Below are 18935 nucleotides of genomic sequence, written 5' to 3'. Positions count from 1 at the left end.
CGCCCAGGCCGGCAGCGCCCACGTTGGCCGCGCGCCCGCCCTGGCCGCGTACCCGTCCGCCGGCGAGGCGGGTCAGGAGGCGAGTTCCCTGACCTTCTCGATGAGCCGGACGCGCTCCTCGTGCGTGCCGGCCAGCGGGGCGACGTTCACGGTCGTGACGCCCGACTCGCGCATGGCCTGCAGGCGCTCGCGGACGTGCCCCTCGGGTCCGATCAGGGACATCTTCTCCAGCAGCTCGTACGGCACGAGCGCGGCGGCCTCGTCCTTCTTGCCCTCCAGGTAGAGGTTCTGGATCTGCTCGGCCTCCTTCTCGTAGCCGTACCTGCGGGCGAGGTCGTTGTAGAAGTTCTTGCCCTTGGCGCCCATCCCGCCGATGTAGAGGGCCGCCATCGGGCGGCCCAGCTCCAGCCAGCCCGAGACGTCGTCGCCGATGGCCAGCGAGGCCTGCGCGACCACGTCCAGCTCGCCCAGCGCCGGGTCCCGCTTCGCCTTGCCCGCCGCCAGGGAGGCGCCCCACACGTCGGCGGCCTTCTCCGGCACGTAGAAGATCGGCTCCCAGCCCTCGGCCAGCTCGGCGGACAGCTCGACGTTCTTGGGCCCGATGGCGGCGATCACGACGGGGATGCGGTCGCGGACCGGGTGGTTGATGAGCTTCAGCGGCTTGCCCAGGCCGGTCCCCTGGCCGGCGGGGAGCGGGACGGTGTAGTGCCTGCCCTCGTAGGTCAGGCGCTCGCGCCGCCAGACCTGGCGGCAGATCTCGATGACCTCGCGGGTGCGGCCGAGCGGCGCGGTGTACGGGACGCCGTGGAAGCCCTCGATGACCTGCGGGCCCGAGGCGCCCAGGCCGAGGGTGAAGCGGCCGTCGGAGACGTAGTCCAGGCCCGCGGCGGTCATGGCCAGCAGGGCGGGGGTGCGGGAGTAGATCGGCAGGATGCCGGAGGCGATCTGCAGTCTCTCGGTCCTGGCGGCGATGTAGCCCAGCTGGCTGACCGCGTCGAAGCTGTATGCCTCGGCGACGAAGACGATGTCGAGACCGGCCTTCTCGTAGTCGGCCAGCTCGGCCACCGTCTCCTTGAAGCCCCCCGAGTAGTTCAGGGCCATACCGATGCGCATCGTGAGATCGTCCTTCCGCGGTGCCGACGAAACCGAATGTTGTTCCGTTGTCTCGGCAACAAAGGTTATCGACTCACCGCCGAAGCACCAAGCCCCGCGCCGCCGCCGCCGGGCCGGTAGCCTACGCATTCCGGGGTAGGGGACCCCGGAATGGCTGGCGTTCCGGGGGCAGGTGACCGCCGGAGGGTGGACGAGGAGCGATGTGCTGAGGCGGTCGATCATCGTGACGGCGGGAGCGCTCGCCCTGATCCTCGGGGGGCATCGGCTCCTGCCGGAGCTGGGCGGTTTCACACCCGTGCTGGAGAGCCTCCTGCCCTGGCTCGGGGTCGCCGTACCGGTCCTGCTGGTCTGCGCGCTGGCCACCCGCTCGTGGCAGGTGATCCTCGCCGCGATGGTCCCGGCGACCGTGTGGGGCCTGATGTTCGGCCCGACGCTGCTGCGCAGCCCGCCGGGCGGGCCCAGCGACCTGTCGGTCGCCACGCTCAACGTCGGCGCGACCAACGCCGACTCCGCCGACGCCATACGGTCCGTCTCCAGGGACCGCGACCTGGTCGCGGTGCAGGAGCTGACCGCCGGCGGCCCCGCGGCGAAGGTCCTCAACGATCGCTTCCCCCACCGCTACCGGATCGCCACGGTGGGCCTGTGGAGCCGGTTCCCGATCGCCGAGGCCCGCAAGGCCGACATCGGCCTCGACTGGGCGCGGGCGCTGCGCGCGGTGGTCGTCACCCCCAAGGGCAGGCTGACCGTGTACGTCATGCACCTCGCCTCCGCCCGGCCCGGCCAGACCGCCCAGCGCGACGAGACCCTCTCCTACGCCCGCAGGATGATCGACAGGGACGACAGCGAGCACCTGCTGCTGCTCGGCGACCTCAACACCGCCACCACCGACCGCAAGCGCTCCGGCCTGGTGCCGCCGCTGTCGGACGCCCAGCAGGAGGCCGGTACGGGATTCGGCTTCACCTGGCCCGCGTCCTTCCCCGTCACCCGGCCCGACCACATCCTCTACCGCGGCATGGTCGCCACCAGGGCGGGCGTCGAGCGGGCCGCGGGCAGCGACCACCGCGCGGCCGTCGCCTCACTGCGCCTGGCCGCCTAGCCTCCCGGCCGCCGGGCCGTCCGGAAACCCGGGAGCCCGGGCGGCCAGGAGCGCGGACAGGTCGGCCGGGGTGTCGATGTCGGCGGGGTCGGCGACGTCGTCGCAGGGGACCGCGACCACCAGTTCGGGATGGGCCCTCAGGAACGGGCGGGCGCCGGCGTCGCCGGTCGCGAGCCGGGCGACCTCCCCGAAGTGCTCCCTGGCGATCAGCACCGGATTGCGCCGCGCGCCGCCGTAGGTGGCGACGGCGACCGAGGCGCCCCCCGCCGCCGCGTCGATGAGCCGCCGCACCGCCCGCGGGCCGACGAACGGCTGGTCCACCAGGGCGATCACCACGTGCTCGGCGGTCTCGGGGATCGCGTCCAGGCCGGCTCTGAGCGAGGAGCCCATGCCCGAGTCCCACCTCGGGTTGTGGACGCTCACCGCTCCCCGCACCCGTACGGCGGCCGCGCCGAGCACCACGACCACGGGACGGCAGCCGCCGTCGTGGAGCGTCCTGATCCCCCGGTCCACCAGCCGCTCCCCGCGGAACTCCACCAGCGCCTTGGGAGTGCCGAGCCGCGAGCCCGACCCGGCGGCCAGCAGCAGCCCGGCGCTCGGCGGGCGCCCGCCCGCCGGTCCCGCGGGGATCTCCTCCGCGGGGCTCCCGGCGCCCTCTCCCCCGTCCCCGGCCGGTGTCTCCGCCTCCTCGCTCACGCGCCCGGCCCCTCGCCGTGGATCCTGCCGGAACCGTCGGTCAGCGGCCGGCCGGAGCCGCCCCAGCGCAGCTGGATCAGTTCGGCGGCGATGGAGATCGCCGTCTCCTCGGGCGTACGCGCGCCCAGGTCCAGCCCGATCGGCGAGCGGAGCCTCTTCAGCTCGGCCTCCCCCAGGCCCGCCTGGGCGAGCCTGGCCAGCCGGTCCTCGTGCGTGCGGCGCGAGCCCATCGCGCCGACGTAGCCCGCCGGGGTGCGCAGGGCGACCTCGAGCAGGGGGACGTCGAACTTGGGGTCGTGGGTGAGCACGCAGATCGCGGTCCGCTCGTCCACGACGGTCGAGGTGAGATAGTCGTGCGGCCACTTGACGATCACCTCGTCGGCCTCGGGGAAGCGCTTGGCCGTGGTGAAGACCGGCCGGGCGTCGCACACGACCACGTGGTAGCCGAGGAACTTGCCGACCCTGGCGACCGCGGCGGCGAAGTCGATCGCGCCGAAGACCAGCATCCGGGGCGGCGGCGCGAAGGACTGCACGAAGACCGGCAGCTCGTCGAGCCGCCGCTGTCCCCGCGCCCCGTACCTGCGCACGCCCGTCAGCCCCTGCGCCAGCATGCCCCGGACGTCGTCGTCCACCGCGTCGTCCAGCCGGGTCACGCCCAGCGAGCCGGAGGAGCGGTCCGGCCAGATGACCCGGCGGGTGCCGATCACGCCCGGCCCCGACAGGACGGTCGCCACCGCCACCGGCTCGCGCCGCAGCACCGAGGCGGCGACCGCCCCCAGTTCGGGGAAGGTCTCCTTCGAGACGGGCTCGACGAAGATGTCCAGGATGCCGCCGCAGGTCAGCCCGACGGAGTAGGCCTCGTCGTCGCTCACGCCGTACCGCTGCAGGACGGGCACTCCCGAGGAGACCACCTCCCGGGCCAGCTCGTAGACGGCGCCCTCGACGCAGCCTCCCGAGACGCTGCCCTCGGCCTCCTCGCCGAGCACCGCCATGGACGCCCCCGGCGGGCGGGGCGCGCTGCGGAAGGTGTCGACCACGGTGGCCAGGCCGAACGTCTCTCCCGCCTCCCACCACCTCAGGATCTGTGACAACACGTCACGCATGCGCGCCTCCCAGCAGCTTCGCCAGTTCCTCGAACGCGGCCAGGCTGTGGCCGGCCACGAAGTCGTCGATGTGGGGAAGGGCGGCCCGCATCCCGGCGGTGAGCGGCTCGTAGCCCTCCCGGCCCTTGTGCGGGTTCACCCAGATCACCCGGTGGGCCGTCCTGGACAGCCGGGCCATCTCCGCCCCCAGCAGCGAGACGTCGTCGCGCTCCCACCCGTCGGAGGCGATCACCACCACCGCTCCCGCCGCGTCGTTCAGCGCCAGGAACCGCCGGAGCTCCTCACCCAGGCGGGTGCCGCCGCTCCAGTCGGGGACGGCCCGGGAGACGGCGGCCATCGCGGCCGCCGGGTCGCGGTGGCGCAGCTCGGAGGTGAGCCGGGTGAGCCGGGTGCCCGCGCTGAACACCTCGGTGGCCCTCGGCTCCGACCTGACCAGCGCGTGGGCGAGCCGGAGCAGCGTGTCCGCGTACGGGGTCATGGAACCGCTGACGTCGATCAGCAGCACGACCCTGCGGGGCCTGGTCCGGTGCGCGCGGTGGCGCAGCCCGGCCGTCTCCCCGCCCCTGCGCAGGGTCTCGCGGATGGTCGCCCTGCCGTCCAGCCGCCCCCTGCGGGCGGGCCGGAAGCGCCGCGACGCGCGCCGTTCCCTGCCCGTCCGCAGCAGGGCGAGCAGCCGGTGCGCCTCGGCGAGCTCCGCCGCCGTCATCACGGCCACGTCCCTGGTGCGCAGCACCTCCGTCGCGCTCGCGGCCGCCGCGAGGGCCGGGGGCCCGCCGCTCTCCCCCCGGTCGGGGCGTACCTCCGGCGGCGCCGCGGTGTGCCGGGTGACGGTGACCGCCGCCGCTCTCGCGCGGCCCGCGCGCAGCCCCCCGAAGTAGGCCCGGAAGACCCGGTCGTAGCGGGGCAGGTCGTCGGCCGAGGCGCACAGCGTGACGCGGCCCGCCCAGTAGACGTCGTCGGGTCTGGAGGCGTCCAGGTGGGACAGCGCGCGCAGCAGGTTCTGGGTCCGCTCGTGGTCGGCGGGCACCCCCGCGGCCCGCAGGGTCCTGGCGAAACCGGTCATGACCGCCACCAGGTCCTCCCCTGCCCCGGCCCGGGCTTCCCGGGCCGGGGCAGGGGAGGTCGGGGAAGCCTGGGAGGCCGGGGCGGGAACCCCCGTGGCGGAGGGGACCCCCGTCGCGGGGGAACCCTCCGCGGCGGCGGAGGGCACTCCGGCGGGGGGAGGGCCGTCAGCGCCGGGACGCACCGAAGAATCCGTTCCCGAGCACCGTCTCGTGGTCCTCCCTGTGCTTGAGCAGGGCGCCCAGCGAGGCGGCCGCCACGTCGGGGTCGAGCTCGCGGGCGCCGAGGGCCAGGAGCGCCTCGGTCCAGTCGAGGGTCTCGGCGATCCCCGGCGGCTTGATCAGATCGGCCTCGCGGAGCCGTCCCGTCGCCGTGGCCACCTGCTCGGCCAGGCTGCCCGAGCACTCGGGGAGCCGCCTGCGCAGGATCGCCACCTCCCGCTCGAAGGTGGGGTGCTCCAGCCAGTGGTAGAGGCAGCGCCGCTTCAGCGCGTCGTGCACCTCGCGGGTGCGGTTGGAGGTCAGCACGACCACCGGCGGCCGCGCGGCGCGGATCGTGCCGAGTTCGGGGACGGAGATCGCGAAGTCCGAGAGCACCTCCAGCAGGATCGCCTCGAACTCCACGTCGGCCCGGTCGACCTCGTCGATGAGCAGCACCGCGGGCTGGGTCTCGATCGCCCTCAGCAGCGGCCTTGCGATCAGGAACCGCCGGTCGTAGACCTCGCCCTCCAGCCGGGCGGCGTCGGTGACACCGCCCGCCTCCGCCGCCTTCAGGTGCAGGAGCTGGCGGGCGAAGTCCCAGTCGTAGAGCGCCTGGGAGGCGTCGAGCCCCTCGTAGCACTGCAGGCGGATCAGCGGCGCCCCGAGCACCTCGGCCAGGGTCCTGGCCAGCTCGGTCTTGCCGACTCCGGCCTCGCCCTCGAGCAGCAGCGGGCGGCCCATCCGCAGCGCGAGGAAGGCCGCCGTGGCGAGCCCAGCACCGGCCAGGTACGACCGCTCGTCGAGCAGTTCCGCCAGCCGCGCGGGCGACTCCACATCGGATGCCTCGATTGTCCGCCTCACCACCACCTCAGGCTACGCCCGGCGGCCGGGTCCTCGCGTGATCACACCGTCCCCGGATCCGGCGTTCTCGGGAAACCCCGCGGCACGCCGGTGCCGGGTTCGCGGCGGGTGGCCCACGAGGTCCCGGAAACCGGTGGGCCGGCGGGAGCCGGGCGGGAATCCGGCGGGAACGCCACCTCTCTCCCGCGAAGAAGTATTGTCACCCCCTGTGAAGAACCTGCTCGACCAGATCAACACCCCGTCCAGAGTCGTCGTGCTGGCGTTCCTGGCCGTGGTCCTCACCGGTACGGGGCTGCTGTCGCTGCCGGTCGCGGTCGAGGGGGGCCAGAGCGCCTCGTGGACGTCGGCCCTGTTCACCGCCACCTCCGCGGTGTGCGTGACCGGGCTCGCCGTGCACGACACGGCGACGCACTGGTCGCTCTTCGGTGAGATCGTGCTCCTGGTGCTGATGCAGATCGGCGGCTTCGGGATCATGACGCTCTCCTCGATCCTCGCGGTGATCGTCTCAGGGAAGCTCGGCCTGCGCGCCCGCCTCAACACCCAGGCCGAGACCAAGACCCTCGGTCCCGGCGACGTACGACGGGTGATCGTGGGGGTCGCCAAGGTCACGCTGGTCGCCGAGGCGCTGACCGCCGCGGTGCTCGCCACCCGCTTCGTGATCGGGTACGGGGAACCGGTCGGCCGGGCCGTCTATTACGGGATTTTTCATGCGATCTCGGCATTCACCAATGCCGGGTTCGCGCTCTGGCCGGACAGCATGATGAGGTTCGTCGCCGACCCGTGGGTCTGCCTCCCGCTCATCACGGCGGTGGTCGCCGGAGGTCTCGGCTTCCCCGTCTACGCCGTGCTGCGGCAGAACTGGCGCCGCCCGGCGCGCTGGACGCTGCACGCCAAGATCACGCTGGGGATGACCACCGTCCTGCTATTCGGCGGGGCGGTGGCCATCACCGCCACCGAGTGGAACAACCCCGGCACGATGGGCGGCCTCTCCCCCGGCCTGCGGATCATGGCCGGGTTGTTCCACAGCGCGATGACCCGAAGCGGCGGCCTGAACTCCGTGGACACCTCCCAGATGAGCGAGAACTCCTGGCTGATCAGCGACGTGCTGATGTTCATCGGAGCGGGCAGCGCGAGCACCGGGGGCGGCATCAAGGTGACGACGTTCGCGCTCCTCGGGTTCGTGATCCTGGCCGAGCTGCGCGGCGAGCCCGACGTCTCGGCGGGCCGCCGCCGCATCCCCGAGCAGCTGCAGCGGCAGGCGCTGACGATCGCCCTGCTGAGTGTGGCGTCGGTCGCCGTGGGCACGTTCGCGATGATGACGGTGACCCCGTTCAAGCTGGACCGCGTACTGTTCGAGGTGATTTCGGCCTTCGGCACGGTCGGGCTGTCGACCGGGATCACCGCCGACGTCGGCACCTTGGGACACCTGATCCTGACCCTTCTGATGTTCGTCGGGCGGCTCGGCCCGGTGACCCTGGGCGCCGCGCTGGCGCTGCACGTACAGACCCGTCGGTTCCGATATCCGGAGGAGCGTCCCCTCGTTGGTTGACAAGAGGAACCGCGGCGACGCGGTCGTGGTGATCGGTCTCGGCCGGTTCGGCGGCGCGCTGGCGGTGGAGCTGGTGGGCCGCGACGTCGAGGTGCTCGGCGTCGACAGCGACCCCAAGAACGTGCAGCAGTTCTCCGGGCGGCTCACCCACGTGGTGTGCGCCGACTCCACCGATCCCGACGCGCTCGAACAGCTGGGCATCGGGGAGTTCGGGCGGGCCGTCGTCGGCATCGGCACCGACATCGAGGCGAGCATCCTGACCACCTCGATCCTGGCCGACCTGGAGGTGACCGACATCTGGGCCAAGTCGATCAGCCTGCAGCACAGCCGGATCCTGCAGCGGGTCGGCGCGCACCACGTGGTGCAGCCCGAGCACGACATGGGCGAGCGGGTCGCGCACCTCGTCACCGGGCGGATGCTCGACTACGTGGAGGTCGACGAGGACTACGCCATGATCAAGACCATGGCGCCCCGCTGGGCGGACGGCAAGAGCCTGGGCAGCCTGGGCATCCGCAGCGAGTACGGGGTCACCGTGGTCGGGATCAAGAAACCCGGCGGCAGGTTCACGTACGCCACCTCCGACACGGTGATCCACGGCGGCGACACCCTGCTCGTGGCGGGCGAGACCGACAAGGCCGAGCGGTTCGCCGAGGAGACCTGAGCCAAGGCCGAGCTGTTCGCCGAGGAGACCTGAGCGCGGGACCGCGCCGGTGCGGACCGGAACTCGGTTCCGTCGCGCACCGGCGGGTTCCCGCCGCGCCGCCTACCGGGCGGTGCAGGTCACCCCGGCGGGGGCGGTGTTGGCCCCGGACCAGGCGCCGTTGAAGCCGAAGGAGGTGGTGCCTCCCGAAGACAGCGCGCCGTTCCAGGACAGGTTGGCCACGGTGACGGCCGAGCCGCTCGCGGTGTGCGAGCCGCTCCACAGCTGGGTGATGGTCTGGCCGCTGGGGAAGGTCCACGCGACGGTCCAGCCGGTGAGCGCGGCGGTGCCGGTGTTCTTCACCTCGACGTTGGCTCCGAAGCCGTCGGACCACTGGTTGGTGACGGTGTAGGTCGCGGCGCAGGCCTTTCCGCCCGGAGTCGGGGTCGGCGTCGGGGTCGGGGTGGGCGTCGGGGTCGGGGTCGGGGTCGGCGTCGGCGTGGGAGTCGGGGTGGGGGTGGGGCCGTCGGTGCCGGACTTTTCGGCCGTCCAGGCGGCGACCCAGGCCAGGACCGCGTTCCAGTTGACGGCGACCTCGTTCACCGACCAGGCGTCGATGTCGTCCAGGTAGCACTTCTGCGGCCGGCAGCCGCTGAGGCGCTGCTGGGCGACCGGGTCCTCCAGGCCGCTGTTGGGGCCGCCGGCCAGGGCGCCGGGCGGCGCGATGGGCAGGGCGGAGTTGAGCTGGTTGGCCCAGAACCGGTGGTGGACGTTGCGGGAGGGCTTGTCGCCGTAGCCGGTGACGTAGGAGTAGCCCGTCGGGTTGCGGCCGAGCTCGTACGCCATCGTCTCGAACACCCCGGCGCGGAACCGCTCGGCGCCGGAGAAGTCGTGGGCCAGGGCCAGCACGACGGCGTTGTTGAGGATCAGGTTGTTGGACCCCCAGATGTAGCCGCCGCCGGACGACCGGAAGGGCACCGGGTACCCCTGGCCGCGCATCACGTTCAGCAGGCCGTCGGCGGCCGAGACGAAGGAGGCCCGTAGCTGCTGGCCGATGGAAGCGGTCAGGCCGTTGGGCACCAGCGCCAGGGTGATGTCGCCCAGGCTGCCGACCTCCGCCCACATGGCGCCCTCGTTGGTGAAACTGCGCCCGTAGTACAGCGAGGAGGAGGTCAGGTCGGTGCGGTAGGCCTGCTTGCCGGTGGTGGCGTACAGCTCGGCGGCGGCCCAGTAGAACTCGTCGGTCACCTTGCCGTCGGCGTAGGAGCCGCCGCCGGTGCCGTCTGAGGCCGGGGCGAACCGCGAGGGGTTGGCCTTGGCCGCGGTGTAGGCCTTCTCGGCCGCGGTCAGGCAGCGGGCGGAGAACGCGGAGTCGATGGAGGCCCACACCCGGGCACACTGGGCGGCCGCGGCGGCCAGGTTCAGGGTGGCGGCGGTGCTGGGCGGCGACAGCACCCGGGCCTGGGGGTCCTGGGCGGGCAGCAGCGGCAGCCCGGTCCACTCGGTGTCGTGGATCTTGTGGTGGGCCATGCCGGCCAGCGGGCGGCCGTCCGGGACCTGCATCTTCAGCAGGAAGTCGATCTCCCAGCGGGCCTCGTCCAGGATGTCGGGCACGCCGTTGCCGCGCTCGGGGATGGACATGGTGCCGTCGGCGAAGGCTCCGGTGTCGGCGCCGGGGACGTTCCTGGCCCGCTCGTAGGTGTTGACCAGCTGCCAGGCGGACATGCCGCCGTTGATCACGTACTTGCCGTGGTCGCCGGCGTCGTACCAGCCGCCGCGCACGTCCAGCCGGTAGCCGCAGTCGCTGCGGCACGGCACGTTGTTGTCACCCTGGTTGGGGGAGACGTTCAGGTGGCCGGCGGCGCGGGCGTACTGGTTGCCGCCGGCGTACTGGGAGGTGATCGCGATGCCGCTGCGCTGGTGGTAGAAGAACGCCAGCGCGTCGTAGGGCAGCTTCTTCCAGGCCGTGGTGCCGATGTCGAAGGGGTGGCTTGCCTCGTTGTTCACGGTGAGCACGTAGTTGGTGCCGGTCCCGGTGTAGGACGAGAAGTCGATCTTGTGGACGGAGTCGCCGGAGGCGGAGTCGGCGCCGAAGACGGTCGTGGTGCCGCCGGCCACCACCTGGTCGGAACCGTCCAGCAGGCTCCAGGCCAGCGGCGAGTTCGAGTTGCTGATCACGGTCGCCTGCTTGGCCGCGCCGGGCGCGTAGGCGACCTGGTTGACCTTGATGTTCTGGCCGAGCGCCGGTCGGACGAGGGCGTTGGCGGTTCCTGTGGTGACGACCGCGGTGATCGATGCCGCGGCCAGGGCCGCGGCCAGCGCCGCCGCCGACAGCCGAATCCGGCCTGACGTGTTCACGTGGAGTCCTCTCGGCCTGTACTGCGTGGGCTTCGCATCTTGGAACCCTCAGGCCGGAAAAAGACAGCCGCCGTCATCGAGGAAGGCGTTTCGTGCAGCTCGAAGCGATGCTTCCGGCGAACGACCGTGTAACTTTCACGGGTTTCGGCGATTCGCAGGATCTCGGCGTGACCGCTTTTCCCACGATCCGCACGCATCCCCGCGTCCTCGCCAGGAGGTCACGCTCGCGCCCGTCGCCAAGCCGGCCGGCGCCGGGACTCCCGAGAAGGCCCGGCGGGCCCGGCGGTTCAAGGGCACTGAGCCCCTGTACGGCGGCTCAGCGGGTCTCCGACGCCTCGCCACGCTCCCTGATGAGGGCGGCGAGCTCGCGGACCTGACGGACCGTGCGCTCCTTCTCCGACCCCTGCAGGCCCATCGCGCCGACCGTGGCCCCGTCGGCGAAGTCGATCTTCGCCCAGGGCTCGTGGTCGATCAGGGAGACCCCGAGCACCTCGGGCCACTCGTAGCGATGCACCCGCAGCGGGTTGACGACGGTGACCCCCTCCTCGTCTGCCTCCACCCGGACCCGCCCCAGCAGGTGCAGGACCCAGGCGACCACCCCGCCCAGCCCGACCATCGCGAGCCTGTCGGCCAGGGTGAACGGCTCGGACAGGAAGGCCGCCATCAGCACCGCGCCGAGCATGATCAGGCCCGCGAAGCCGTATGCCGCGATCCGGCCCTTCCTGGGCCGCCACACGACGGGCAACGGGGGCGGGGAGACGCTCTCCGGGCTCACTCTCAGATCACGATCCTTCGGGAAACCACCGGTCGGAACGGCTGCGACGGCTGGTCACGGTGCCGAGGGAAACCTACCGCACGGCCCCGCCGGGCCGATCACAAGGCACGGCGGGGCCCGTACGGCGGCGCTAGGCGCGGAGCTCCCGCAGCAGCAGCGCCGTCCCGAGGGCGGCGACGGTGGCCTCGTAGCCCTTGTCCTCGTGGCTGCCGGGCAGCCCCGCCCTGTCGAGGGCCTGGTCGAGGGACTCGCAGGTCAGCACGCCGTTGCCGACCGGGACCTCCTCGTCGAGGGAGATCCGGGTCAGGCCCGAGGTGACGGAGTCGCACACGTAGTCGAAGTGGGGGGTCTCGCCGCGGATCACGACCCCGAGGGCGACGACCGCGTCGTACTTCCTGGCCAGGACCTGCGCCACGACCGGGATCTCCAGCGATCCGGCCACCCGCACCACGGTCACCTCCGCGCCGCTGTCCCGCCCGGCCTGCTCGGCCCGCGCCACGAGCTGATCGGTGATCTTCTCGTGCCAGCGGGCGGCGACGACGCCGACGGTCAGCCCCCCGGCCTCGACGGCCTCGGCCACCGGCCTCCCGTCCCCGCTCACGCGATCACCCCGTACCCGCTCGTGCGGCCGTCCCGCTCCGGCCGACCCGCTCGCTCACTCATGCTTCTTCTTCCCTGGGAATCTCGTGGCCGAGGCGGTCGCGCTTGGCCGACAGGTATTTCTCGTTGTACGGGTTCATCGCCACCGGCATGGGCTCGCGGCCGAGCACCTTGATGCCGTAGCCGTCCATGCCGCGCAGCTTGGCCGGGTTGTTGGTAAGCAGCCGCACCGACTTCACGCCCAGGTCGGCGAGGATCTGCCCGGCGTTGGAGAACTCCCGGGCGTCCACCGGCAGCCCGAGCTCCAGGTTGGCGTCGACGGTGTCGCTGCCGTTGTCCTGGAGGCTGTACGCCCTGAGCTTGGCCAGCAGGCCGATCCCGCGCCCCTCGTGCCCGCGCAGGTAGACGACCACGCCCCGTCCCTCTTCCGCGATCCGCGACATGGCGTGGTCGAGCTGCACCCCGCAGTCGCACCGCAGCGACCCGAGCACGTCGCCGGTCAGGCACTCGGAGTGCGCCCGGACCATGATGTTCTCGCCGTCCTCGATGTCGCCGAGGACCAGGGCCAGGTGCTCGCCGCCGTCCAGCGAGCTCGCGAAGCCGTAGGCCCGCCACTCGCCGTACCTGTTCGGCAGCCGCGTCTCGGCGACCCTGGTCACCATCCGCTCGCTCCGGCGCCTGAACTCCACCAGCTGCTCGATCGAGACGAGCGCCAGGTCGTGCTCGTCGCAGAAGTCGCGCAGTTCCGGCAGCCGCATCATGGTGCCGTCGTCGTTGACGACCTCGGCGAGCACGCCCGCCTCGCTCAGCCCGGCGAGCCTGGCCAGGTCCACGGACGCCTCGGTGTGGCCGCGCCGGGCCAGCACGCCGCCCTCCCGGTAGCGGAGCGGGAAGACGTGCCCCGGCCGTACCAGCTCGGACGGCTCGGTCGCCGAGTCGGCCAGGGTACGGATCGTGCGGGCCCTGTCCGCGGCGGAGATGCCGGTGCTCACCCCGTCCCTGGCGTCCACGCTGATCGTGTACGCGGTGCGCAGGCGCTCCTTGTTGTCGTACACCATCAGCGGCAGGCCGAGCCTGTCGAGGTCCTCGCCGCGCATCGGCACGCAGACCACGCCGCTGCTGTGCCGGATGGTGAAGGCCAGCAGTTCGGGGGTGGCCTTGGAGGCGGCGAAGATGATGTCGCCCTCGTTCTCGCGGTTCTCGTCGTCGACGACCACGATGGCCCTGCCCTCGCGGATGTCGGCGATCGCCCGCTCGATCGGGTCCAGCTTGATCACAAGGTCTCCTCGATGACGAGCACGGCCCTCGGCCGGCACTCCTCGGGCCGGCTGACGCGCCCGGCCGGCGCTTCCGGTGCTCACGGTGCTGTCTCTCCGAAGGCTCCCGGCCTCGGCGGCCTCGGACTCCGTTGCGAGGTGGTTCACAGCCTTTCCCCCTGATCCGTCGCGGCGTCCCGGGCGGGCCCACCGGCCGGGGCGTACGCGCCGACGAGTTTCTCCACGTGCTTGGCGATCACGTCGACCTCGAGGTTCACCGGGTCGCCCGGCCGCTTCGCGCCGAGGGTGGTCAGGCTCAGGGTGGTGGGGATCAGGCTGACCTCGAAACCGCCGGAGCCCACGCTCATGACGGTCAGGCTGATGCCGTCGACCGCGATCGAGCCCTTCTCGACCACGTAGCGGTCGAGGTCCGGCGGAAGGGAGATCCGGACGACCTCCCAGTGCTCGGCGGGCTCCCGCGACAGCAGGACGCCCGTCCCGTCCACGTGGCCCTGCACGATGTGGCCGCCCAGCCGCTGGTCGGCGCGGACCGCGCGCTCCAGGTTGACCGGGGAGCCGGGGCTCAGCGCGCCGAGGGAGCTGCGGTCGAGGGTCTCCTTCATCACGTCGGCGGTGAACACCTCACCCGCGACGTCCACCACGGTCAGGCAGACGCCGTTGACGGCGATCGAGTCACCGTGCCCGGCGTCCGCGGTGACCGTCCTGCCGCGGATCGACAGCCGGGCCGCGTCGCTCAGCGGCTCGATCCCGGCGATCTCTCCCAGTTCTTCGACGATTCCGGTGAACATTCACAGCTCCTTCTGGGGGATCGCCCGGACGGCCGGGCACGGGGAGGTTGTCCGGGACCTGGGAACGCGGGACCCGGGAACGCGGGACCCGGAAGTACGCGGCCCGGAAGGGGGGACCACCCGGACGGCCGGGCGGGGAAAGGACGCCCAGGGTCCGGGAACACGAGGTCCGGGAACACGGGGCCCGGAAGGGCGTGCGCCGGGAAGGCGGGGCACGCCGGAAAAGAGGGATGTGCCGCTGCGCCCGGACCGGGTGCGGCCGGACGGGGAATGCGGGGAATGTGGGGATTGGTGGGGGCCGACGGCGCCGCGCCCGTGAGGGGCGCGCCCGACCGCTTGGCGCGTCCGCGCCGGATCAGTCACCCGAGGTCTCCTACTCGCCAGTAGCTTTTTGCCACGGCGGGCCCCGGGGGATCAACGGGTGCATACACCCGATCAGCGGAGGGTGCCCGAAGACACTCTCCGCTCGCGCGCTTCCTCCCATCCGGACTTTAACCGTCGGTCCTGGAGTTTCACCAGGTCAACCGGTCGATGGCTTCGACCGGGTCGCGGACTGTAACCGCCGGCTCGGAATTTCACCGACCCCGGAGCACGCTGCTCTGTCTCTTGTTCTCGCGGAGGGCGCACCGAGGACGGTTCACCCTCCACTACCACTACCAGTGTGCCATGTCCGGAAAACCGGACGGCACACCTTCCACGATGTGGAACGAGCGGGCACTTGGTGTGATCACGCCGCGTGCTCGGCGACCGCCTTCCGCGCCCTTCGCGCGTCCGGGGAGTAGCGCACCGGCGCGGGCACCAGGCCGATCCCGGTCTGCAGGGCCCGCAGGGAGGCCGTCGCGCACAGGTCGCCCAGCGGGGTCGCGGGCAGGCCGTACAACCTGCGGGCCCAGCGCGGCAGGGTCGCGAAGGCGAGCACGGTGAGCATGGGGAACATCGGCTTGAGCGGGGTCAGGCGGACCGGCAGCGGCGCGTTGAGCGACCGCCGGAGCGGGTGGGGCACCTCGGGGGCGAAGTAGAGGCCGGGCCGGCAGGCCCGGATGTAGTCGTCCATCTCGCCGACCGAGCCGGGCACGTCCTCGGGGCACAGGCCGACCACCTCGGCGGCGCGGCGCCACTCGGCGACGAACCTGTCGGCCTCCTCGTCCGTCAGGCGCACTCCCGCGCGCCGGGCCACCGACAGGTAGGAGTCGACCTCGCCGACGTGGACCCAGAGCAGCGCGTCGGGGTCGTCGAGGCGGAACCGCTCGCCGGTGTCGAGGTCGAGGGCGGTGAGACTCGCGTGGATCTTCCTGACCCTGGCCCCGGCGCGGGCGACCTCCTCGGTCGTGCCGTAGGTGCGCACCCGGACGAACTCGGTGGTGCGCACGAAGCGGGACCACGCCTCGGCCGGATCCATGAGCGAGGAGTTCTGGGCGACCCCGCGCATCGCCCGGGGGTGCAGGCCCTGCATGAGCAGCGCGCGGAAGCCCCCGACGAGCAGGATCGGCTCGCCCATCACCTTCCAGGTCACCGAATCGGGTCCGAACAGGCCGTGATCCATGCTCCACCTCCCGGCAAGTGGAGGGTTACCCCGCGAGGCGGCCGGACACACCCCGTGTATTAAGCCTGTAACACTGTATCGGGCTTGTGACATAAGCAGGGCCATACCCGGACAAAGCCGTCACGGGCACGTCATGGATGTGTCACAAATCCGTGAATACCGGCCTTCGGGAGCCCTATCATCCCACGTCACCCCCTGTCCACGTCAACGGAATTGCAGCCACAAACAGGTGGACGTTATACAACAAAAAAATGAGTAATGACCAGGCCATTGATTGTCATGGACTGTTTTGCAATGGTTCCAGGGATCCCGCTCAGTCATGCTCGTTGGGAGCCTCCGCACGATGACCATCCCTGCACCAGCCACGACCACGACCGGGGAGGTATTGGCGGCGAAGACACCGGAGACGGTGGGCCGCTCCCCCGGGCAGCTGATGTGGCTGCGCTTCCGACGCGACCGGACCGGCATCGTCTCGGCCGCGGTGGTGATCTTCTTCTTCCTGGTCGCGCTCCTCGCGCCGGTCATCGCCTGGCTGTACGGCAAGGACCCCTACGTCCTGTACGGCCAGGACATGCCGGGCCTGCTGAACGACTACGGCTACCCGGTCCTGCCCAACGGCGGCATCAGCTCGGAGTTCTGGTTCGGCATCGAACCCGGCCTGGGCCGCGACGTGTTCACCCAGCTCGTCTACGGGATCAGGACCTCCCTGTCGATCGCGGTGACCGCGACCATCATCGCGACGGCGATCGGCATCGTGATGGGCATCGTCGCCGGGTACGCCGGAGGCAAGACCGACTACTTCATCGGCCGCCTGATCGACATCGTCCTGTCGTTCCCCTCGGTGCTCTTCATCATCGCGTTCATGCCGGTCGTGGAGAACCTGTTCGTCAGGCCGGACGAGGAGACGCCGATCTGGCTGCGGGCGGTCACCCTGGTGATCGCGCTGACCGTGTTCCAGTGGGCCGGCCTCGCGCGCCTGCTGCGCGGCCAGGTGCTCTCCCTGCGCGAGCGGGAGTTCGTCGAGGCCGCGAAGGTCACCGGGGCCTCCCCCGCCAGGATCGTCTTCAAGGAGCTGCTGCCGAACCTCTGGACCCCGATCCTGATCCAGTCGACGCTGCTGCTGCCCGCGCTGGTGACGGCCGAGGCGGCGCTCTCCTTCCTGGGCGTCGGCATGATCGAGCCCATCCCCGACTGGGGCCGCATGTTCCGCCGCGGCACCGAGATCTATCAGAACGACATCACCTATCTGATTTTCCCCGGTGTCGCCCTCCTGATCTTCGTGATCGCGTTCAACCTCCTGGGTGACTCGGTCCGCGATGCCTTCGACCCCAAGCTCAAGCGCTAGATCGGAAATAGGAGAAAGATGAAAGTCCGTACGCGGTCAGCGATGGCCGTCCTCGCCATAGGCGCGCTCGCACTCACCGGTGCCTGCGCCCAGGGCAACCAGGGCGCGCCCGCGGCCCCCAGCGGCGCGGCGTCCGGCGAGTCCGGCGCGCCGGCCCCCGCGGCGTCCTACAAGCCGCCGACGATCACCGTCGGCACGGCCGACGACTCCAAGGGCCCGGCCATCGAGCCCGAGGGCGTCGTCAAGGGCGGCACCGTCACGATGATCGACCGTGACGACATCGGCCACCTCGACCCCGCCCAGGTCTACGTCAACACCATGTCGAACTTCGGCCTGCTCATCGGCCGTACCCTGACCGGCTACAAGCGCGTCGGCCCCGGCGACTACAAGCTGGTCGGCGACCTGGCCACCGACTCCGGCACCTCGTCCGAGGGTGGCAAGACCTGGACCTTCACCCTCAAGGACGGCGTGAAGTGGGAGGACGGCACCCCGATCACGTCCGAGGACGTGAAGTGGAGCATGGAGCGGACGTTCGCCCCGTTCGTCACCCAGGGCCCGACCTACATCCAGCAGTGGCTGACCGAGGTCGACCACAAGAAGGCCTACCAGGGCCCGTACGACGGCAAGCGTCTTGACAGCATCGAGACGCCGGACGACAAGACGATCGTCTACAAGTTCAAGTCGCCGCACGCCGACGCCAACTACGCCTTCGCCATGGGCGGCTACGGCATCGTGCCCAAGGAGAAGGACACCAAGGAGGCGTACGACAAGAAGCCCGTCTCCAGCGGCCCGTACATCATCAAGAGCCACGTCGTCGACAAGTCGATGGAGCTGGAGCGCAACCCGAACTGGGACCCGGCCACCGACCCGATCCGCGGCGCCTACCCCGACAAGTGGCGCCTGGAGTTCGGCCAGGAGAACCTGCAGATCACCGACCGCCTGATCGCCGACACCGGCCCGGACCAGACCGCGTTCACCTTCTACGCGATTGTCCCGCCGGAGCGTCTGCAGCAGGTTCTCGGCGACGCCAGCCTGGCCCCCCGACTGATGAAGAGCCCCTCGCCGTACGGCAACTACTACTACTTCAACCTTGACCGGGTGAAGGACATCAAGATCCGCCAGGCCATCAACCACGTGTGGCCGTCCAAGCAGATCCAGCAGGTCATGGGCGGCCCGGCCGCGGCGGCGCTGCCCACCACGATCCTGAACGAGAACACCACGGTCGGCTACGAGTCCTACGACCTGTTCGGCAAGGCGGCCAAGCCCGAGGGTGACGTCGAGAAGGCCAAGCAGCTGCTCGCCGAGTCGACCAACCCGACGCCGACCATCGTCTACGCCTACAACCAGACGCCCGTCCAGGAGCAGGTCACCGTCGTGATCAAGAACGCCCTGGAGAAGGCCGGCATCAAGGTCGTGGTCAAGCCCCTGGACCGTAAGACCTACTACGACTCCATCGGCAAGGTGAAGAACGAGTTCGACCTCTACTGGGGTGGCTGGGGCGCCGACTGGCCGTCCGGCACGACGGTCCTGCCCGTCATCTTCGGCCCGATCGCCGACGGTGCGCCGAACTACTCGCACCTGAAGGACGAGGCCATCACCAAGGAGATGGAGGAGATCACCGCGATGACCGACATCGACGCCCAGAACAAGGCGTGGATGGCGCTGGACAAGAAGATCCAGGAGACGATCACCCCGCTGGTCGTCGCCGAGAACAAGATCGCCAACACCCTTCACGGCTCCAAGGTCGGGGGCGCCGAGATCGACCCGCAGTCGTGGGTCGTCTCGCCCAACAGCATCTTCGTGAAGCCGTAGCGGCTCGCGAAACCGTAGGAGAACCGGCGGCCGGGGGGGGGCGGGGGGGGGGGGAGCCCCCCCCCCCCCCCCGCCCCCGGCCGCCCCCCCCCCCCCCGGCCCCCCCCCCCCCCCCAA

At 71.2% G+C, this 18935-nt stretch carries 16 protein-coding genes and 1 riboswitch; of the genes, 5 read left to right on the top strand and 11 right to left on the bottom strand.

All coding sequences use genetic code 11. The features are described from left to right. Window positions 1-72: 72 nt before the first annotated feature. Window positions 73-1113: an LLM class F420-dependent oxidoreductase gene (locus AB0G15_RS35700; RefSeq protein ID WP_362848710.1), complete on the bottom strand. Its 1041-nt coding sequence runs from the start codon at window positions 1111-1113 to the stop codon at window positions 73-75. A gap of 202 nt (window positions 1114-1315) precedes the next feature. On the opposite strand from AB0G15_RS35700, the gene AB0G15_RS35695 reads away from it, so the two are divergent. Then, window positions 1316-2209 (top strand): endonuclease/exonuclease/phosphatase family protein, encoded by an 894-nt coding sequence (locus AB0G15_RS35695; RefSeq protein WP_362676419.1) that lies wholly within the window; start codon window positions 1316-1318, stop codon window positions 2207-2209. On the opposite strand, the gene AB0G15_RS35690 is transcribed toward AB0G15_RS35695, so the two are convergent. From AB0G15_RS35690 to AB0G15_RS35675, 4 genes are all read right to left on the bottom strand, one after another. Next, window positions 2189-2839, bottom strand: a complete 651-nt coding sequence (locus tag AB0G15_RS35690) for a nucleotidyltransferase family protein (RefSeq protein WP_362848773.1) — start codon at window positions 2837-2839, stop codon at window positions 2189-2191. The two genes, AB0G15_RS35695 and AB0G15_RS35690, sit on opposite strands and share 21 nt — an antisense overlap. Before the next feature lie 62 nt (window positions 2840-2901). Then, complete coding sequence (locus AB0G15_RS35685; RefSeq protein WP_362848707.1) at window positions 2902-4008, bottom strand: XdhC family protein; 1107 nt, start codon at window positions 4006-4008, stop codon at window positions 2902-2904. After that, entirely contained in the window at window positions 4001-5071 is a 1071-nt protein-coding gene (locus AB0G15_RS35680) for a VWA domain-containing protein (RefSeq protein ID WP_362848771.1), read from the bottom strand. Before AB0G15_RS35680 ends, AB0G15_RS35685 begins: the two co-directional genes overlap by 8 nt. Before the next feature lie 166 nt (window positions 5072-5237). Continuing rightward, the gene (locus AB0G15_RS35675; RefSeq protein WP_362848703.1) at window positions 5238-6134 is read right to left on the bottom strand and encodes a MoxR family ATPase; all 897 of its coding nucleotides are present in this window, start codon (window positions 6132-6134) and stop codon (window positions 5238-5240) included. Between the two features lie 205 nt (window positions 6135-6339). Between AB0G15_RS35675 and AB0G15_RS35670 the strand changes: the two genes are divergently transcribed. Next, window positions 6340-7680: a potassium transporter TrkG gene (locus tag AB0G15_RS35670; protein ID WP_362848700.1), complete on the top strand. Its 1341-nt coding sequence runs from the start codon at window positions 6340-6342 to the stop codon at window positions 7678-7680. Continuing rightward, entirely contained in the window at window positions 7673-8341 is a 669-nt protein-coding gene (locus AB0G15_RS35665; protein WP_362848697.1) for a TrkA family potassium uptake protein, read from the top strand. The genes AB0G15_RS35670 and AB0G15_RS35665 overlap by 8 nt, the downstream gene beginning before the upstream one ends. 102 nt (window positions 8342-8443) lie before the next feature. Here the strand turns inward: AB0G15_RS35665 and AB0G15_RS35660 are convergent, their stop codons facing one another. From AB0G15_RS35660 to AB0G15_RS35635, 6 genes are all read right to left on the bottom strand, one after another. After that, window positions 8444-10678, bottom strand: coding sequence for a glycoside hydrolase family 9 protein (locus AB0G15_RS35660; RefSeq protein WP_362848694.1), 2235 nt, complete (start codon window positions 10676-10678; stop codon window positions 8444-8446). A gap of 316 nt (window positions 10679-10994) precedes the next feature. Continuing rightward, entirely contained in the window at window positions 10995-11453 is a 459-nt protein-coding gene (locus tag AB0G15_RS35655) for a PH domain-containing protein (RefSeq protein ID WP_362848691.1), read from the bottom strand. A gap of 130 nt (window positions 11454-11583) precedes the next feature. Beyond that, entirely contained in the window at window positions 11584-12054 is a 471-nt protein-coding gene (gene ribH / locus AB0G15_RS35650) for a 6,7-dimethyl-8-ribityllumazine synthase (RefSeq protein ID WP_362676433.1), read from the bottom strand. A 58-nt stretch (window positions 12055-12112) separates the two neighbouring features. Continuing rightward, window positions 12113-13330: a bifunctional 3,4-dihydroxy-2-butanone-4-phosphate synthase/GTP cyclohydrolase II gene (locus AB0G15_RS35645; protein WP_362848688.1), complete on the bottom strand. Its 1218-nt coding sequence runs from the start codon at window positions 13328-13330 to the stop codon at window positions 12113-12115. A gap of 143 nt (window positions 13331-13473) precedes the next feature. Continuing rightward, entirely contained in the window at window positions 13474-14118 is a 645-nt protein-coding gene (locus AB0G15_RS35640; RefSeq protein WP_362848685.1) for a riboflavin synthase, read from the bottom strand. 466 nt (window positions 14119-14584) lie between these two features. Continuing rightward, window positions 14585-14715: riboswitch (FMN riboswitch) on the bottom strand. A gap of 130 nt (window positions 14716-14845) precedes the next feature. After that, window positions 14846-15661, bottom strand: a complete 816-nt coding sequence (locus tag AB0G15_RS35635; RefSeq protein ID WP_362848683.1) for an oxygenase MpaB family protein — start codon at window positions 15659-15661, stop codon at window positions 14846-14848. A 343-nt stretch (window positions 15662-16004) separates the two neighbouring features. Here AB0G15_RS35635 and AB0G15_RS35630 point away from each other — a divergent pair, with 343 nt between their 5' ends. Next, a complete protein-coding gene (locus AB0G15_RS35630) occupies window positions 16005-17006 on the top strand; it encodes an ABC transporter permease (RefSeq protein ID WP_362848680.1) in 1002 nt (333 codons plus the stop codon). Window positions 17007-17024: 18 nt separating this feature from the next. Beyond that, window positions 17025-18818: an ABC transporter substrate-binding protein gene (locus AB0G15_RS35625; protein WP_362848677.1), complete on the top strand. Its 1794-nt coding sequence runs from the start codon at window positions 17025-17027 to the stop codon at window positions 18816-18818. Window positions 18819-18935 lie beyond the last annotated feature (117 nt).

Source organism: Streptosporangium sp. NPDC023825, from assembly GCF_040639575.1.
In the GTDB taxonomy this organism is placed as follows: Bacteria; Actinomycetota; Actinomycetes; order Streptosporangiales; family Streptosporangiaceae; genus Streptosporangium.
Note: the sequence above shows the minus strand (reverse complement) of the source record. Positions and strands in the feature narration are given on the sequence as shown.

Excerpts from the sequence above, each read along its gene's own strand:
- AB0G15_RS35680 (WP_362848771.1), bottom strand. The coding sequence starts at position 5,071 with ATGACCGGTTTCGCCAGGACCCTGCGGGCCGCGGGGGTGCCCGCCGAC.
- AB0G15_RS35625 (WP_362848677.1), top strand. The coding sequence starts at position 17,025 with ATGAAAGTCCGTACGCGGTCAGCGATGGCCGTCCTCGCCATAGGCGCG.
- AB0G15_RS35640 (WP_362848685.1), bottom strand. The coding sequence starts at position 14,118 with ATGTTCACCGGAATCGTCGAAGAACTGGGAGAGATCGCCGGGATCGAG.
- AB0G15_RS35685 (WP_362848707.1), bottom strand. The coding sequence starts at position 4,008 with ATGCGTGACGTGTTGTCACAGATCCTGAGGTGGTGGGAGGCGGGAGAG.
- AB0G15_RS35630 (WP_362848680.1), top strand. The coding sequence starts at position 16,005 with ATGACCATCCCTGCACCAGCCACGACCACGACCGGGGAGGTATTGGCG.
- AB0G15_RS35700 (WP_362848710.1), bottom strand. The coding sequence starts at position 1,113 with ATGCGCATCGGTATGGCCCTGAACTACTCGGGGGGCTTCAAGGAGACG.
- AB0G15_RS35635 (WP_362848683.1), bottom strand. The coding sequence starts at position 15,661 with ATGGATCACGGCCTGTTCGGACCCGATTCGGTGACCTGGAAGGTGATG.